At 59.9% G+C, this 16,776-nt stretch carries 11 protein-coding genes; 3 read left to right on the top strand and 8 right to left on the bottom strand.

From position 1 onward, the window contains the following. The first annotated feature begins 87 nt into the window (after positions 1-87). Complete coding sequence (locus AC1Q9F_RS13880) at positions 88-408, top strand: hypothetical protein (protein ID WP_074689599.1); 321 nt, start codon at positions 88-90, stop codon at positions 406-408. Positions 409-629: 221 nt separating this feature from the next. Here the strand turns inward: AC1Q9F_RS13880 and AC1Q9F_RS13875 are convergent, their stop codons facing one another. Genes AC1Q9F_RS13875 through AC1Q9F_RS13865 form a run of 3 tightly spaced genes read right to left on the bottom strand, consistent with a single transcriptional unit; the run spans position 630 to position 2,199 of the window. Next, positions 630-1,046: a T6SS amidase immunity protein Tai4 family protein gene (locus tag AC1Q9F_RS13875; RefSeq protein WP_492620090.1), complete on the bottom strand. Its 417-nt coding sequence runs from the start codon at positions 1,044-1,046 to the stop codon at positions 630-632. Next, entirely contained in the window at positions 1,043-1,615 is a 573-nt protein-coding gene (locus tag AC1Q9F_RS13870; protein ID WP_492620091.1) for a type VI secretion system amidase effector protein Tae4, read from the bottom strand. The genes AC1Q9F_RS13875 and AC1Q9F_RS13870 overlap by 4 nt, the downstream gene beginning before the upstream one ends. Further along, positions 1,615-2,199, bottom strand: a complete 585-nt coding sequence (locus AC1Q9F_RS13865) for a PAAR domain-containing protein (RefSeq protein ID WP_127796711.1) — start codon at positions 2,197-2,199, stop codon at positions 1,615-1,617. Before AC1Q9F_RS13865 ends, AC1Q9F_RS13870 begins: the two co-directional genes overlap by 1 nt. A gap of 232 nt (positions 2,200-2,431) precedes the next feature. On the opposite strand from AC1Q9F_RS13865, the gene AC1Q9F_RS13860 reads away from it, so the two are divergent. Continuing rightward, on the top strand, positions 2,432-3,271 hold the full coding sequence (locus tag AC1Q9F_RS13860) for a 23S rRNA (adenine(2030)-N(6))-methyltransferase RlmJ (RefSeq protein WP_007952304.1): 840 nt from the start codon (positions 2,432-2,434) through the stop codon (positions 3,269-3,271). A gap of 131 nt (positions 3,272-3,402) precedes the next feature. Here AC1Q9F_RS13860 and msrA read toward each other — a convergent pair whose 3' ends face one another. The 5 genes from msrA to aceE all read right to left on the bottom strand — a co-directional run bounded on the left by msrA (position 3,403) and on the right by aceE (position 13,407). Further along, positions 3,403-4,068: a peptide-methionine (S)-S-oxide reductase MsrA gene (gene msrA / locus AC1Q9F_RS13855; RefSeq protein ID WP_007952303.1), complete on the bottom strand. Its 666-nt coding sequence runs from the start codon at positions 4,066-4,068 to the stop codon at positions 3,403-3,405. Between the two features lie 105 nt (positions 4,069-4,173). Beyond that, positions 4,174-6,870: a putative bifunctional diguanylate cyclase/phosphodiesterase gene (locus AC1Q9F_RS13850; RefSeq protein WP_492620092.1), complete on the bottom strand. Its 2,697-nt coding sequence runs from the start codon at positions 6,868-6,870 to the stop codon at positions 4,174-4,176. Between the two features lie 239 nt (positions 6,871-7,109). Further along, positions 7,110-8,507: an alkaline phosphatase D family protein gene (locus tag AC1Q9F_RS13845; protein ID WP_492620093.1), complete on the bottom strand. Its 1,398-nt coding sequence runs from the start codon at positions 8,505-8,507 to the stop codon at positions 7,110-7,112. Positions 8,508-8,785: 278 nt separating this feature from the next. After that, a complete protein-coding gene (gene aceF / locus AC1Q9F_RS13840) occupies positions 8,786-10,750 on the bottom strand; it encodes a dihydrolipoyllysine-residue acetyltransferase (protein WP_207984821.1) in 1,965 nt (654 codons plus the stop codon). Positions 10,751-10,761: 11 nt separating this feature from the next. After that, positions 10,762-13,407 (bottom strand): pyruvate dehydrogenase (acetyl-transferring), homodimeric type, encoded by a 2,646-nt coding sequence (aceE, locus tag AC1Q9F_RS13835; RefSeq protein ID WP_007952295.1) that lies wholly within the window; start codon positions 13,405-13,407, stop codon positions 10,762-10,764. A 384-nt stretch (positions 13,408-13,791) separates the two neighbouring features. On the opposite strand from aceE, the gene glnE reads away from it, so the two are divergent. Then, complete coding sequence (gene glnE, locus AC1Q9F_RS13830) at positions 13,792-16,731, top strand: bifunctional [glutamate--ammonia ligase]-adenylyl-L-tyrosine phosphorylase/[glutamate--ammonia-ligase] adenylyltransferase (RefSeq protein WP_207984822.1); 2,940 nt, start codon at positions 13,792-13,794, stop codon at positions 16,729-16,731. Positions 16,732-16,776 lie beyond the last annotated feature (45 nt).

Below are 16,776 nucleotides of genomic sequence, written 5' to 3'. Positions count from 1 at the left end.
TCAGTCCTCCTACCCCGCGCATGGCTGCCACCCAATCCTGTAGGAGGGAAACGGTGTGCGCCTCTTTCACTACCAGAGGATTAAACAATGAGCACGCTTCATCCAGATCCACCCTACGAACCCTTCATCCCCCACCCCGATAACCGCCTCATGGCGCTGACCAGTAACTGCAACGACATGCCCACCCTGTTCATCGACACCCACGCCCCGCTCGACATCCTGATGGACGCCGCCAACTACCGCATCCGCGCCGTGATCCAGGTCCTGGAAAACATGTGCATGCGCGGCTCGGTCGAGTGCGACTCGGTCATCCTGAGCGACTTCGCCCAGCTCTGCGTGATTCCGCTGCGTGACGGATGTGATGTCTTGGATGTGATTGGCAAGCGCCTACACGCCATACCGTCCTGACTCGATCGTTCCCACGCTCTGCGTGGGAATGCAGCCCGTGACGCTCCGCGTCGCATGGGGAATCAGCCACAACTGCGGTGGACGCCTGGAACGCGGAGCGTCCCTGTAGGTATTCCCACGCGGAGCGTGGGAACGATCATTAGCAAGACTTCACTCTCAGCCCTTTCCAGCGATTCTTCCAGCATCGGTTTGAAAGGATCATTTAGTCAGGCGAGAAGATTTCAGTTTTGCAGATACTGATCCTGCGACTTGATGAAAGCGTCAAATTCCGGCGAGTTATAAATTTCCAGACAAGAATAGAACACTATGTTTTTACCAGTCTGTTTGCTGGTTGAGGACGTTTTAAGGTAGGCGCCAGCCATGTATTTCTCAGTCTCAGCATACGGATCATGCGTGACCTCCAGCGTATCTTCATTCTGCAGTATCACGTGTTGCCCCTTACCCATCGCCGAGTAGGCGCCAATAGCGAGTCCAAGATCCGATTTTATGTCGGACTCAGACTTGAATTGATTCGATATGCAGTTGGCGAGTCCGTAATTCTTCAGTGAGATTCTTGCACTGTTTACTTCGGCCTCACCTGAAAGGGCGCTTCCGGAAATACCCAGAATGCCTAGTGCGACGAGTAGCTGGAATTTCATCCCTTTAACTCCCAGAAGTTGATTTTTTCCAGCTTTACGTCTGGCCGGTCATAGGTATGGCTATCGGGACGATGGTAGTCGCTGTTATCTCCGGTGGCGCTACCATTCCATAAAGTCGCATGGCCCGTCGCATCGCTCCATCCCGTGATCTCCATGATAATGACGCCCTTCTTGCCATTGATGAAGTCTGCGTTGCTCAGCGTCAACTCGTGATCGGGAGTTCCCCAATTGTGTTTGAGGAAAGCCAGAAAGTCCGCGACTTTCATGATGTAGGGGAGCTGATCAGCGCCGGCCAGACGATAGATGGATTTGCTGGGAATGATCGTTCCTTTGGGGATTTTGTAACCGCCGTAGTTGAATCCTCTGCTTATCCTCAGAGCGCAAGCGTTTGCATAGGCGTCCGGTTTTTCTGCTCTGGCAGCCTCGACATTGCCCCCGACAAGCGCATAAACATCTATTGAGCTTTTAAGGCCGACCTCTGCGTAGGCCGTCCACAGCGTGCTGAATTTTGGCCTTTTGACGACGATATTGGAGGTCACGCCGCCTGAACTGATATTGACCTGTGCCATTAGATCTCTCCTTCCATATCGAATGCTTCGCCTTGAAAAGCATTCGGGATGATCGCGATTCCTTTCGCTCCGACAGTGCCCGACAACGTCTTTTCTGTCGCGCCACTGATCGTGACAGTTACCGTTTCACCGGGTGAATAGCCGGATGTTTTTACGTGAATATTGAGGTCGGTATAGAAACGCGACACAGAGTCCACGGGAGTTTGGCTTTCCCCGTACGAGAAGGTTATTCGTTGTATGGTTTTGGGCTTTGGAATAAGGCTGCTTATCGCAGAGAAGCTCGCAGCACTATGTTCACCGCCACCATAAACAGACGATTGACCGAACAAGAGCGTGTTGGATTTTGGTGGACAGCCGCAGGCGATGTAATCACCTTCGAGTGCGACCGGTCCGGCGGGTAATGTAACTGTTCGAGGGCCGACTGCCACAATAGGGCCTTTGCCTGCACTGCATGCCGGACAGCTGGCCATGTGGCCGATGGAGGATGTGCTTACGGCGTAATCAATGTTGATTCCGGCGTTCCCTTCCAGCACTGCGCCACCGGTTGAGGTCGGAGCGCCGATTCCGATCACCTTTCTTCCCATGTAAATGTCCCTCTTTACAGGTTTTAAGTGCGACCGATCTTCGCATTCCCTTTGTTCAAGAGATGAAGAGTATCTATGGCGAGTTGTTTCTTGATGTTGCTTTTGCCTTAGATCCCATCTACCTCAGGGGGCTCTCAAGGATGTACCCGACAGCAAGACCACCCACTCAGCCCCCAACCCCTGACTTGCCGCCCGGTAAAAGGTAAACTTCACGGCCCTCGCAGGAGCAGCCATGAATTATCGTCACGCCTTCCATGCCGGCAATCACGCCGATGTGTTCAAACACCTGACCTTGACCCGCCTCATCGCCTTGATGTCGCGCAAGGAGCAGCCGTTTGCCTATCTCGACAGCCACGCCGGCATCGGTCTGTATGACCTGCAGGGCGATCAGGCCAACCGTACCGGCGAGTACCTGGAAGGCATCGCGCGGTTGTGGGATCAGCCGGATCTGCCGGCGCTGACCGCTGACTACATGAAAGTGCTGCACGAGATGAACCCGGATGGCCAGTTGCGCTATTACCCCGGTTCGCCGGAGCTGGCGCGGCGTCTGACTCGACCGCAGGACCGGGTGATGCTCAACGAGAAGCACCCCGAAGACGGCGTTCTGCTCAAGGACAACATGGCCGGCGATCGTCGGGTGAAGGTGCATCTGGGCGAGGGCTGGCATGTCGCCCGCGCGATGTTGCCGGTGCAGGAGAAGCGCGCGGTGATGCTGATTGATCCGCCGTTCGAACAGCTCGATGAAATGCAGCGCTGTGCAGCCTCGATGAAAGAGGCCATCGGCCGGATGCGCCAAACCGTGGCCGCGATCTGGTATCCGGTGAAGGATCAGCGCGCATTGCGTCGTTTCTATCAGGATCTGGCCGGCACCGGTGCGCCGAAGTTGCTGCGGGTCGAGCTGCTGGTGCATCCGCTGGACACGCCGAACAGCCTGAACGGCTCTGGTCTGGCGATTGCCAATCCGCCGTGGGGGCTGGAGGAAGAATTGCGTGAGCTGCTGCCGTGGCTGTCCAAAAAGCTTGGGCAAACCCAGGGTGGGTGGCAGATGGACTGGTTGATCGCCGAGAGCTGATCACTGACCGATCGTTCCCACGTAAGTGATCGTTCCCGTGCTCTGCGTCCGCTGTTGGGACGCGGAGCGTCCCGGGCTGCATTCCCACGCGGAGCGTGGGAACGATCAGTGGTCGCGGTCAGCCGAGGTGGTCAGTTACCCGCCAGACTCGGTGGCATGCAAACGCCGGTGCCGCCAATCCCGCAGTAGCCTTCCGGATTTTTCGCCAGATACTGCTGGTGATAGGTTTCGGCGAAGTAAACGGTCGGCGCCTGTTCAATCTCGGTGCTGATTTCACCCAGACCTGCCTTCGACAGCTCAGCCTGATAAACGGCTTTGCTCTTCAGCGCCGCATCCAGTTGCTCCGGATGGGTCGCGTAGATCACCGAGCGGTACTGAGTGCCGATGTCATTGCCCTGGCGCATGCCCTGCGTCGGGTTGTGCAATTCCCAGAACATCGCCAGCAGCTCTTCGTAGCTGACCTTGGCCTTGTCATACACCACCAGCACCACTTCAGCGTGACCGGTCAGGCCCGAGCAGACTTCTTCGTAGGTCGGGTTCGGCGTGTAACCGCCGGCGTAACCGACCACGGTGCTGACCACGCCTTCGCGCTGCCAGAAGCGGCGTTCCGCACCCCAGAAGCAGCCCAGACCGAAGATCGCGAAGTCGACGTCTTCGAAAAACGGGCCGAGCAGCGGCGTGTCTTCGAACACGAAGTGCTTTTCAGGCAGGGTCATTGCGGTTTCGCGGCCAGGCAGAGCTTGTTCTTTAGTTGGTAGCACGTTTTTGTTCACCAGAATTTCCGAGCGCAGAACCATGATCGTTCCTCTCAGTCAGGATGGGATGTAAAAAGTCTGACCGCCAGTGTGCCCAATGATGCCCGGTTAATCACTAGGCAAAATGTGCGGGTACTGTCTTGGGATCTACAGGCAGAGCGGGCCGCGCGGGTAGCGCTTGAGCGCCTGGATCAGCTCGCCGCCCGGAATCGGCCGGTCGAACAGGTAGCCCTGGCCGACGTCGCAGCGGTGCCGGCGCAGGAACGCCAGCTGCTCGGCGGTCTCGATGCCTTCGGCCACGACCTTGAGTTTCAGGTTGTGGGCCATGGCGATCACGGCGGAGGTGATTTCCATGTCGTCCTGGTTGTCCGGGATTTCATGGATGAAGCTGCGATCGATCTTGATGATGTCGATCGGGAATTTTTTCAGGTAGCTGAGCGACGAGTAACCGGTGCCGAAGTCGTCCATCGCCAGGGTCAGGCCCAGGCGCTTGAGCTGGTCGAGCTGCAAGTGAGTATCTTCTGTGGCTTCCAGCAGCAGGCCTTCGGTCAGCTCCAGTTCCAGCAGATTGGCCGGCAGCGCTTCTTCCTTGAGGATGTTGGCGATCGAGGCCACCAGATCCGGGTCGGAGAACTGCTTGGGCGACAGGTTGATCGCCACTTGCAGATTGCCCATGCCGGCAGCAGTCAGCGCTTTGCTCATGCGGCAGGCCTGGCGGGCGATCCACTTGCCGATCGGAATAATCAGGCCGGTTTCCTCGGCGACGCTGATGAACTGGTCCGGGCGGATCATGCCGCGCTCCGGGTGGTTCCAGCGCAGCAGCGCTTCCATGCCGAGCAGCCGACCGCTGCGCAGGCACAGCTTCGGTTGGTAGAACACGTCCAGCTCGTTCTGGGTCAGGGCGCGGCGCAGGTTGTTCTCGACGAACAATTTGTAGCTGGCCTCGGCGTTCAGCGCTTCGGTGAACACCTGCACCTGATGTTTGCCGTTGGCCTTGGCCTTGTGCAGGGCCAGACCGGCGTTGCGCATCAGGGTCTGCGGGTCGCGGCCGTGCAGCGGCGCGCAGGCCAGGCCCACGGAGCCGGTGACGCTGATCAACTGGTTGTCGACGAACATCGGCTTGTCGAGGGTCATCAGCAGTTGGCTGGCGATCTGTTGGCCGGCTTCGAGGTCGGTGTTGTCGAGCAACACCGCGAATTCATTACTGGCGAACCGCGCCAGGCTGCCGCTCGGGCTCAGGCTGTTGCGCAGGCGCCGGGCCAGGCTGATCAACAGTTTGTCGCCGGTCTGGTGACCGAGGCTGTCGTTGATCCGCTTGAAGTTGTCGATGTCCACCAGCAGCAGGCTGATCGGGGTATCGCTATCTCGGGCGAAGCGTTCATCCAGATTGCGGATAAATGCAGGCCGGTTGCCGAGGTTGGTCAGGTTGTCGGTATACGCTAGGCGCTCGATGCGCTGCTGCGCCAGCTTGGTCTGGGTGATGTCTTCGTAGATGCCGATGTAGTGCGTCAGCTCACGGTTGTCGCCGTAGACCTTGGAGATCGACAACTGGCCCCAGTAGGGTTCGAGGTTCTTGCGGCGGCTCTTGAATTCGCCCTGCCAGCTGTTGCTCTTGGCCAGCGCCGAAGGCGCGTCGAACAGCAGCTCGCTGAGGTTTTCCAGGGCCGGCAGTTCCGACAGGCGCTGGCCGTGGACTTCCTCGGTGGTGTACTGGGTGATCGCGGTAAAGCTCGGGTTGACGTACTCGACCACGCCGTCGCAGTTGACCAGCAAAAAGGCGTTGGCGCTTTGCTCGACCGCACGCTGGAACAGGTGCAGGGCGCTGGTGGCAGTGCGGCGGTTGTGATTGTTGATGACCTGGGCGAACTGGTCGGCCAGTTCACCGGCAAAGGCGATTTCGTCGGACTGCCAAGCGCGGGTGACGCCGGTCTGCTCCAGACACAGTACGCCAACCACCTGGCCGTCGACGCGGATGCTGGCGTCGAGCATGGCGTTGACGTCGCGCGGGCGCAGGGCTTCGGCCATTTCCCGGGTGCGCGGGTCGCGCATCGCGTTATGCGCGTCGATGGCGCGGCTGCCGTGCAGCGCGTCCATGTAATCGGGGAAGCCGCTGACGTCGATCACCTCCGGCAGGATGTATTCCTGGGTGGCGCGGTGGTACGCCGAGATCGGCACCAACTTCTGGCCTTCAAGGTTCCACAGGCTGGCGCAGTCGATTTCGTAGATATCGCAGGCGCAGCGGGTGATCAGTTCGGCGGCTTCTTGCAGGGAATTCTGGCTGCTGTAGCGCTGACGGGCCAGCAGCAGGATCAGATCCTGCTGGGCGCGCACCCGCTCCAGATGTTGCAGTTGTTCCTGCTGGGCGCGCTGATTGAGCTCAAGGGCGATTTGCAGGCGCGAGTTCTGGGTTTCCAGATCGACGGACGGCAGCGTTGGTGCTTCGTCGAACACATTGTCGACCGCCAGCAGGTAACCGCGCAGCAAGTGGCGGTTGTGCTGTTTGTAGGCTTCACCAAGTTCGAGAATGCTCAGCGCGCCGGCGGCGGTGTGCAGGGTGTAGCGCACCAGATAATGCGGACTGTCGCCGAGTTGTTGCTGGATCGCGTCGTGCAGCTGATAGCGCGCTTCGGGCTCCATCAGGCTGGCGTAGGGTGAGCCGACCAAGGCGCAGAGTTCGACGGCAGGCTGGCCGAACTGGCGTTCACAGTTGGGATCGAGAAACAGCATCGCCCAACTGGCTTCATTCAGGCGCTCGAAACGCAGCATGCCGAGCCGCGAGGGCACAGGCAACTGCGTCACTACCTCGGCCACCATACGGCTGGCGGCATCGGGTTGGCTCTTCATGAAGGGAACTCGCTTGGAAATTTGCTGAACGCGCCGGGCTCTCGCCCTCTTTACTGTTGCCTGCGGCAAGGTTGCATCATTGCGGCACCGACTGACAAGAGACATGAAGGCCAAGTGCTATAAGAATATGTCGGCTGCAGTGAACATTTCTCCAGCGCTTGCCGGAAACTAATGCTATTAAGCGCGGAGATGGCCGTTCCAGAGCCTTCGGGCATCCGGAACGGTCGTGCCGCTGGATTTCATCGCAACGGAATATCGATGGATTGCAGGTGCCTGCCATCCCGGTCGTGATAGTTGACCTGGATCCGCCCGGCCTCGACCACCATGTGCGCAAAGTTGTCCTGGCTGATGACCTCGCTGGTCAGTTCGTGCCGGTATGCGCCTGCCTCGGTCTGCGCCAGCGGCTGGTCGAGCGTGAAGGTCGCGCCCGTGGCGTAGGGCAGCAGTTTGCTGTTGTTCAGCGGCGAGGACACGACGGTGTGCACCTCGAAGTCCGGGTCTTCGCTGTGGCTCAGGCGACTGGTCAGCGAACCATGCACATCGCCGGAAAGGAACACGACGTTCCTGAGTCGATGCCGGCGGATGGTTTCCAGCAGGCGCAGGCGCTGTTCGGGGAAGCCTGCCCATGCATCATCGCCGTTGATTTTGCGGTCGGGATAGAACATGACGCTGGTGACCACGAACTTGACCCGCGCCGGGCTTTCGACCAGCCACTTGCACAAGACCTGTTCCTGTTCTTCATCGAGGATGCGACGGTTGTCGTTCGACAAGTCGCGGCGAGTTCGACTGTCCGTCACAAACCATTCGATATCGCCGTCGCTGAATTGATACCAGTAGTGCTTCAGTGAAGTGCGGTCGATTGTGCCGTTAGTTGTTGATGAATAAGCAGGGCTATGACTGGCTTGATAAAGTTCGTAAGCCTTCATCGCATTGCTAAACAGTGTTTCATCGGACTCGTGGGCGTTCATTGGCCAGTTATCTTCTATTTCATGATCATCAAGAATCATGTAAGTCGAAGTCTCCGACATCAGTCGTCGGATATTGGGCAGGGAAAACGCTGCACGGTACTTTGCAATGAAGTCGTCATAGTCGCGGTCCGGGGCGAACAGGTTCAGATCGTCCGCGTAGATCTGATCGCCACACATCATGATGGCGCTGATCGCCGGTTGTGCGCCCTCGATCAACTGGCTGATGGACGCGAAGATCCGGTCGCCCAGATGCGGGAGCACCGGGATGCCAGAGGTCATGCGCAGGTAGCGACAGGAACCAAGGATGTAGGCGCGCGGCTGCAAAGGCTGGCCGCTGCGGGTGCGCAGGCGATAGATCTCCCGTGGCCATTGCAGCGGCAGCTCCGCCACGCTGTGGATGGTGTGGACGGGACTCATCGGGCTGAACCAGCCGGTCTGGTACTCGTACTCGGTGTCGGCTTGCAAATGATCGAGTACCAGTACTTCAGTCATGTCGCGAGTTGAATCAAGTTTTACAAACTGGCCCGTCTGCCATTGTTTCGAATCCAGTATCCGGTAACGGATGCCGGCAAATACGGCAGCGTTATGTTGCAGTCCGCCGCGGATAAAGATCCGCGCCTGATGAGTTGTCGTGTGGCCAATGATCGGGCCGACAGTAGGTTTCAGCATGTTCGAATCCATTCGAATAAGTGTTGGTGATTAATAAAGTTGCCCGACTTGTTGGTGCAACTTTGATGCGCCAAGGTTAGTTGCCTGTCGCTGAAAAATATCGACAGGAAGTGGACTAAAGTCGTGGCCTATATCAGCGCAAGTTGTGGGAAAAGTGCAGGCGACAGTTATTTCAGGCAAAAAAAAGCCCCGCCAAACTGACGGGGTTGAGGTACGAGCGTGTGGCGCTCGAAAACGTGGAACACGGTCGGCCCTCCGTTGCCGGAGGGCCGAGCGCTTTACAGCAGAATGGTGCGGATGTCCGCCAGCAGGTCGCTCAGACGCTTGGTGAAGCGTGCAGCAGCGGCGCCGTTGATCACACGGTGATCGTAGGACAGCGACAGTGGCAGCATCAGTTTCGGCTGGAAGGCTTTGCCGTCCCAGACTGGCTGGATGGTTGCCTTGGAAACACCGAGGATCGCCACTTCCGGCGCGTTGACGATCGGCGTGAAGCCGGTGCCGCCAATGTGGCCGAGGCTGGAAATGGTGAAGCAGGCGCCTTGCATCTCGTCCGACGAGAGCTTCTTGGTCCGGGCTTTTTCAGCCAGGGAAGCGGCCTCGGCGGCCAGTTGCAGCAGGCTCTTCTGGTCGACGTTCTTGATGACCGGTACCAGCAGGCCATCCGGGGTGTCGACGGCGAAGCCGATGTTCACGTATTTCTTGCGGATGATCGCCTTGCCGCTTGGTGCCAGCGAGCTGTTGAAGTCCGGCAGTTCCTTGAGCAGGTGCGCGCAGGACTTGAGCAGCAGCGGCAGGATGGTCAGCTTGACGCCGGCCTTCTCTGCGACAGCTTTCTGTGCGGTGCGGAACGCTTCCAGCTCGGTGATATCCGCCGAGTCGAATTGCGTTACGTGCGGCACGTTCAGCCAGCTGCGGTGCAGGTTGGCGGCGCCGACCTGCATCAGACGGGTCATCGGCACTTCTTCGATTTCGCCGAAACGGCTGAAGTCGACGACCGGAATCGGCGGGATGCCCGCGCCACCGGTTGCGCCAGCAGCAGCGGCCGGTGCTTCCTTGGCCTTCTGCATCATGGCTTTGACGTAAGTCTGCACGTCTTCTTTCAGGATGCGACCGTGCGGACCGCTGGCGCCGACAGCGCTCAGCTCGACGCCGAACTCGCGAGCCAGCTGACGCACGGCAGGGCCGGCGTGAACTTTCGCACCAGGCTTGGCTGGAGCCGCAACCGGAGCGGCAGCAGCAGGTGCAGCGGCAGCCGGAGCAGCAGCGGCCGGCGCCGGAGCGCTCGGTGCAGCCGCGGCAGCTGGAGCCGGGGCAGCAGCCGGAGCGGCGCCTTTGACTTTCAGCTTGAGGATCAGGTCGCCGGTGCCGACTTCGTCGTCCAGCTTGATGGAAACGCTTTCCACCACGCCAGCGGCAGGCGACGGGATTTCCATGCTCGCCTTGTCGGATTCCAGGGTGATCAGCGACTGGTCGGCTTCAACGCTGTCGCCAGCCTTGACCAACACTTCGATGATCTTGGCCTTGCCGGCCGAGCCGATGTCCGGAACGTGGATGTCCTGAACGCTGTCGGCAACCGGTGCAGCTGGCGCGGCGGCCGGTGCTGGTGCAGCGGCAGCGGCCGGAGCAGCAGCCTGGGCCGGAGCGGCCGCAGCAGGGGCCGCAGCACCCGCCACTTCCAGATCCAGGATCAGGTCGCCAGTGCCGACTTCGTCGTTCAACTTGACGCTGATGGCCTTGACCACGCCAGCGGCAGGCGACGGGATTTCCATGCTCGCCTTGTCGGATTCCAGGGTGATCAGCGACTGATCAGCCTCGACAGTGTCGCCGACCTTGACCTGGATCTCGATGATTTGGGCCTTGCCCGACGAACCGATGTCCGGCACGTGCACTTGCTGAACCGAAGCAGCAGCAGGTGCAGCGGCTGGCGCGGCAGCAGCAGGAGCGGCAGCCGGTGCAGCTTCAGCCTTGGCGGCAGGAGCAGCAGCCGGAGCAGGGGCCGCTTGCGCGGCGCCCTCGACTTCCAGTTCCAGCAGTTCGTCGCCTTCTTTCAGGCGATCGCCCAGTTTCACTTTCAGGCTCTTGATGACGCCGGCCTTCGGGGCTGGCACTTCCATGCTGGCCTTGTCCGATTCCAGAGTCAGGATGCTCTGGTCGGCTTCGATACGGTCGCCGACCTTCACAAACAGTTCGATTACTTCACCTTCACCGCTGCCGATGTCAGGTACGCGAATGAGTTCGCTCACAGAGTTTCTCCTCAGCAGTCCAGTGGGTTGCGTTTTTCCGGGTCGATGCCGAACTTGGTAATGGCCTCGGCCACGACTTTAGGTTCGATATCACCACGGTCAGCCAGTGCTTCCAGGGCTGCCAACACCACGAAATGACGGTCGACTTCGAAGAAATGACGCAGTTTCTTGCGGCTGTCGCTGCGGCCGAAACCGTCGGTGCCCAGGACTTTGAATTCCTTGGACGGTACCCACTGACGGATCTGCTCGGCGAACAGTTTCATGTAGTCGGTAGACGCGATGACCGGACCCTTGCGGCCGCTCAGGCATTCTTCGACGTAGCTGCGCTGAGGCTTCTGGCCAGGTTTCAGACGGTTGCTGCGCTCTACGGCCAGGCCGTCGCGACGCAGTTCGTTGAAGCTGGTGACGCTCCATACATCGGCGCCGATGTTGAACTCTTCACGCAGGATCTTCGCCGCTTCACGGACTTCACGCAGGATGGTACCGGAGCCCATCAGCTGTACGTGGTGCGCCGCATCGCGGGTGTCTTCTTCCAGCAGGTACATGCCTTTCTTGATGCCTTCTTCGGCACCGGCCGGCATGGCTGGCTGCTGGTAGGACTCGTTCATCACGGTGATGTAATAGAAGATGTCCTGTTGCTCTTCGGTCATCTTCTTCATGCCGTCCTGAATGATCACCGCCAGCTCGTAGCCGTAGGTCGGATCGTAGGTGCGGCAGTTCGGGATGGTGGCAGCCAGCAGGTGGCTGTGACCGTCTTCGTGCTGCAGGCCTTCACCGTTCAGGGTGGTACGGCCGGCGGTGCCGCCGATCAGGAAGCCACGGGTGCGGCTGTCGCCAGCGGCCCAGGCCAGATCGCCGATACGCTGGAAGCCGAACATCGAGTAGAAGATGTAGAACGGCAGCATTGGCTGGTTGTGGCTGGAGTACGAAGTACCGGCAGCGATGAAGGAGCTCATGGCGCCTGCTTCGTTGATGCCTTCTTCAAGGATCTGACCTTTCTGGTCTTCCTTGTAGAACATCACCTGGTCTTTATCGACTGGCTCGTAGAGCTGGCCGACGGACGAGTAGATGCCCAGCTGACGGAACATGCCTTCCATACCGAAGGTACGGGCTTCGTCCGGGATGATCGGAACGATGCGCGGGCCGATTTCCTTGTCCTTGACCAGTTGCGCGAGGATTCGCACGAACGCCATGGTGGTGGAAATTTCACGGTCGCCGGAACCGTCGAGGATCGCCTTGAGGGTGTCCAGGTCCGGAGTCGGTACGCTGAAGCTTTGTGCGCGACGCTGAGGAACGAAACCGCCCAGTGCAGAGCGACGCTCGGCCAGGTAACGGGCTTCGGCGCTGTTTGGCTCAGGCTTGAAGAACGGCAGGTTTTCCAGCTCTTCGTCTTTCACCGGGATGTCGAAGCGGTCGCGGAACAGCTTCAGGCTGTCGACGTCGACTTTCTTGGTGTTGTGCGCAGTGTTCTTCGCTTCGCCCGCACCGGTACCGTAACCCTTGATGGTCTTGGCCAGGATGACGGTCGGTTGTTCTTTGTGGTTGACCGCTTCGTGGTACGCCGCGTAGACCTTGTACGGGTCGTGGCCGCCACGGTTGAGTTTCCAGATCTCGTCGTCGGACAGATCAGCAACCATCGCCTTGAGTTCTGGCGTGTTGAAGAAGTGTTCACGCACGAACGCGCCGTCTTTGGCTTTGTAGTTCTGGTACTCGCCGTCGATGACTTCGTCCATGCGACGTTGCAGGATGCCGTCGACGTCTTTGGCCAGCAGTGGGTCCCAGAAACGGCCCCAGATGACTTTGGTCACGTTCCACTGAGCACCGCGGAACACGCCTTCGAGTTCCTGGATGATCTTGCCGTTGCCGCGAACCGGGCCGTCGAGGCGCTGCAGGTTGCAGTTGATGACGAAGATCAGGTTGTCCAGCTTCTCGCGGCCGGCCAGGGAGATGGCGCCCAGGGATTCCGGCTCGTCGCACTCGCCGTCGCCCAGGAAGCACCAGACTTTCTGTTTGCCCGGCTGGATGAAACCGCGGTGTTCCAGGTACTTCATGAAGCGAGCCTGGTAGATCGCCTGGATCGGACCCAGACCCATCGATACAGTCGGGAACTGCCAGAAGTCAGGCATCAGCCAAGGGTGCGGATAGGACGACAGGCCCTGACCGTCGACTTCCTGACGGAAGTTGTTCATCTGGTCTTCGGTGATGCGGCCTTCCATGAATGCACGGGCGTAAACGCCTGGCGAGGTGTGGCCCTGGAAGTAGATCAGGTCGCCGCCGTGTTCGTCGGTCGGGGCCTGGAAGAAGTAGTTGAAGCCGATGTCGTACAGGGTCGCACTGGAAGCGAAGCTGGAGATGTGACCACCCAGGTCAGAATCTTTCAGGTTTGTACGCATTACCATGGCCATCGCGTTCCAGCGTACCAGCGAGCGAATGCGGCGTTCCATGAACAGGTCGCCAGGCATGCGTGCTTCGTGGGTAACGGGGATCGTGTTGCGGTAAGGCGTGGTGATGGCGTAAGGGAGCTGCGAACCGCTGCGGGTCGCCAGTTCACCCATACGGGTCATCAGATAGTGAGCACGGTCTTCGCCTTCTTTGTCGAGAACCGATTCCAGGGCGTCCAGCCATTCCTGGGTTTCGACGGGATCGAGGTCTTGCATGGCTTGCTCCAGGGCGGAAAGGCTTCCAGAATCGGTTGCCTGAGTTTGCGACTGGCCTTGTGGGCAGACGATTTAAAATTCTTGGATTGCCGACAGGTTGTTCCGGCGGCGTGTAGTTTTACTACAAATCATCCGGCATTTCAGCCTTTCGAATGTATAGACGAGTAGTAAAACTACAGATGAAAGGCTTGTGGCCTCCGACTGCGTTGTGAGAATAATCGTTAAGGTTGGTCTTTAGCCATCCGAAAAAGGTGAAAGTTTGATGCTGGCTGCCAAAGAAAAAGAAATTTCAGCTATTTCTCACTTTTGTTCGACAGTCCTTCGCGTAGCGGTTTTTCAATCATCACTACAAGCGGCCATTTACACGCCGATCAAGGATAGACCATGACCCTGCCCGCGCTTGCCGAACTGCCCGCCATTCTCCTGCCGTTGGTCAGCCGATCGGAGCAGTCGTTCCGTGCGGCCGTCGCGCAACTGGAAGACGATCACGGCTTCTCGTCCTGGACGCCGGAACGCTGGGCGCAGTTCGCCCGCGTCAGCGCCGCCAGCGATTTCGTCATTGAACAGAGCGTTCGTGACCCTTTGATGTTGTTGTCGCTGGTGCAGTCCGGCGAACTGGACCGGCCGTTCGCCAAAGGTGAGTTGTGCGCGCAGATCGCCGCCGCCGTCAGCCTCGCCCAGACCGAAGATGAACTGGGCCGGGCCCTGCGTCGTCAGCGCACCCGGCATCAGGTGCGGATCATCTGGCGCGACCTCAACCGCCAGGCCGATCTGGTGCAGACCTGCCGCGATCTTTCGGACATGGCCGACGCCAGCATCGATCAGGCCTATCAATGGTTGTACCGACGCCATTGCGAGCAGTTCGGCACGCCGACCGGCCGGCGCAGCGGCGAACCACAGCAGATGGTCATTCTCGGCATGGGCAAGCTCGGCGCGGTCGAGCTGAACCTGTCCTCGGACATCGACCTGATCTTCGCCTACCCCGAGGGCGGCGAAACCATCGGCGTGAAGCGCCCGCTGGATAACCAGGAATTCTTCATCCGCCTCGGCCAGCGCCTGATCAAGGCCCTCGATCCGATCACCGTCGACGGTTTCGTGTTCCGCGTCGACATGCGCCTGCGCCCGTACGGCTCGTCCGGCGCGCTGGTGCTGAGCTTCAATGCGCTGGAGCAGTATTACCAGGATCAGGGCCGCGACTGGGAACGCTACGCGATGATCAAGTCGCGGGTGGTGGCCGGCGATCAGGTGGCGGGCGAGCAATTGCAGGAAATGCTGCGGCCGTTCGTTTACCGGCGCTATCTGGACTTTTCTGCGATCGAAGCACTGCGCACCATGAAGCAGCTGATCCAGCAGGAAGTGCGGCGCAAGGGCATGGCCGACAACATCAAGCTCGGCTCCGGCGGTATCCGCGAAGTCGAGTTCATCGCCCAGGCCTTTCAACTGATTCACGGTGGTCGCGACCTGAGTCTGCAACAGCGCCCTCTATTAAAGGTGTTGAGCACGCTCGAAGGGCAGGGCTATCTGCCGCCGGCGGTGATCAGCGAACTGCGCGAAGGTTACGAGTTCCTGCGTTACACCGAACACGCGATTCAGGCGATTGCCGACCGCCAGACCCAGATGCTGCCGGACAGCGCTCAGGATCAGGCGCGTATCGCGTTCATGCTCGGGTTCGCCGACTGGGAGGCGTTCCACGAGAAGCTGATGTTCTGGCGCGGCCGCGTGGCCTGGCACTTCGCGCAAGTGATCGCCGATCCCGATGAGGACGAAGGCGTCGAGAGCGAAGTGGTGGTCGGCGGTGAATGGCTGCCGCTGTGGGAAGAGGCTCAGGACGAAGAGGCGGCCTGTCGTCAGTTGGAGGAGGGCGGTTTCGCTGACGCGACCAAGGCCTTGAAGGCATTGGCGAGTCTGCGTGCCAGTCCGCAGTTACGGGCGATGCAGCGTCTGGGTCGCGAACGTCTCGATGCCTTTATTCCGCGCCTGCTCGCCCAGGCGGTGGAGCATGAAAATCCCGATCTGGTGCTGGAGCGGGTGCTGCCGCTGGTCGAAGCGGTGGCCCGGCGTTCGGCTTATCTGGTGCTGCTGACCGAAAACCCCGGCGCACTGCGTCGCTTGCTGACGTTGTGCGCCGCAAGTCCGTGGATCGCCGAGCAGATCACCCGTTTTCCGCTGCTGCTCGATGAGCTGCTCAACGAAGGCCGGCTGTTCAAGCCGCCGCTGGCGCCGGAACTGGCCGCCGAATTGCGCGAGCGCCTGACGCGGATCCCGGAAGACGACCTCGAACAACAGATGGAAGCGCTGCGTCATTTCAAACTGGCGCACCGCTTGCGCGTCGCCGCCTCGGAAATCGCCGGCAGCCTGCCATTGATGAAAGTCAGCGATTACCTGACCTGGCTGGCCGAAGCGATTCTTGAGCAAGTGCTGGCCCTGGCCTGGCGTCAGACCGTGGCCAAGTACGGCACGCCGCTGCGCACCGATGGCACGCTGTGCGATCCCGGCTTCATCATTGTCGGTTACGGGAAAGTCGGCGGGATCGAGTTGGGGCATGGTTCGGATCTCGACCTGGTGTTCATCCACGATGGCGACCAGCAGGCCGAAACCGATGGCCCGAAACCCATCGATGGCACGCAGTTCTTCACCCGGCTCGGCCAGCGGATCATTCACTTGCTGACGGCGCAGACCAACTCCGGTCAGCTGTACGAAGTGGACATGCGCCTGCGTCCTTCCGGAGCATCCGGGCTGTTGGTCAGTTCGCTCGGCGCGTTTGCGCGCTATCAGGAAAACGAAGCCTGGACCTGGGAACATCAGGCGCTGGTGCGGGCGCGGGTGCTGGTGGGCAGCAAGGATGTCGGCCAGGCCTTCGAGAATGTTCGGGCCCAAGTGCTGGGCAAAGTGCGGGATCTGGCGAAGCTGCAACAGGAAGTGAGCGAGATGCGCGCCAAGATGCGCGACAACCTCGGCAGCAAGAGTACCGCCGCCGGCACCGGGGCGAATGCCTTCGAGGCCACGGCGCCGTTCGACCTCAAGCAGGACGCCGGAGGTATCGTCGATATTGAATTTATGGTGCAATACGCGGCTCTGGCGTGGTCGCAAACCCACCCGCCGTTGCTGCGCTGGACGGACAATATCCGCATTCTGGAAGAGCTGGAGCACGAAGGGCTGATGCCTGCCGAAGACGCCAGCCTGTTGCGCGAGGCCTACAAGGCCTATCGTTCCGCCGCCCACCGGCAGGCCTTGCAGAAGGACGCCGGGGTGATACCGGGCGATCAGTTCGCGGACGAACGGCGGCAGGTGATGCGGATCTGGCGTGAGCTGGGGCTAAGCTGATTCTCGAGACGGGGAGGCGTAAAGCCTCCCCGGTTCGTTTATGGA

This window comes from Pseudomonas sp. GW823-FHT04A03 (genome assembly GCF_058796615.1).
The sequence above is the reverse complement of the archived record's forward strand: the minus strand, read 5'-3'. Positions and strand labels throughout refer to the sequence as shown.

Excerpts from the sequence above, each read along its gene's own strand:
- aceE (WP_007952295.1), bottom strand. The coding sequence starts at position 13,407 with ATGCAAGACCTCGATCCCGTCGAAACCCAGGAATGGCTGGACGCCCTG.
- glnE (WP_207984822.1), top strand. The coding sequence starts at position 13,792 with ATGACCCTGCCCGCGCTTGCCGAACTGCCCGCCATTCTCCTGCCGTTG.
- msrA (WP_007952303.1), bottom strand. The coding sequence starts at position 4,068 with ATGGTTCTGCGCTCGGAAATTCTGGTGAACAAAAACGTGCTACCAACT.
- AC1Q9F_RS13875 (WP_492620090.1), bottom strand. The coding sequence starts at position 1,046 with ATGAAATTCCAGCTACTCGTCGCACTAGGCATTCTGGGTATTTCCGGA.
- AC1Q9F_RS13880 (WP_074689599.1), top strand. The coding sequence starts at position 88 with ATGAGCACGCTTCATCCAGATCCACCCTACGAACCCTTCATCCCCCAC.
- AC1Q9F_RS13850 (WP_492620092.1), bottom strand. The coding sequence starts at position 6,870 with ATGAAGAGCCAACCCGATGCCGCCAGCCGTATGGTGGCCGAGGTAGTG.
- AC1Q9F_RS13865 (WP_127796711.1), bottom strand. The coding sequence starts at position 2,199 with ATGGGAAGAAAGGTGATCGGAATCGGCGCTCCGACCTCAACCGGTGGC.
- AC1Q9F_RS13845 (WP_492620093.1), bottom strand. The coding sequence starts at position 8,507 with ATGCTGAAACCTACTGTCGGCCCGATCATTGGCCACACGACAACTCAT.
- AC1Q9F_RS13870 (WP_492620091.1), bottom strand. The coding sequence starts at position 1,615 with ATGGCACAGGTCAATATCAGTTCAGGCGGCGTGACCTCCAATATCGTC.
- AC1Q9F_RS13860 (WP_007952304.1), top strand. The coding sequence starts at position 2,432 with ATGAATTATCGTCACGCCTTCCATGCCGGCAATCACGCCGATGTGTTC.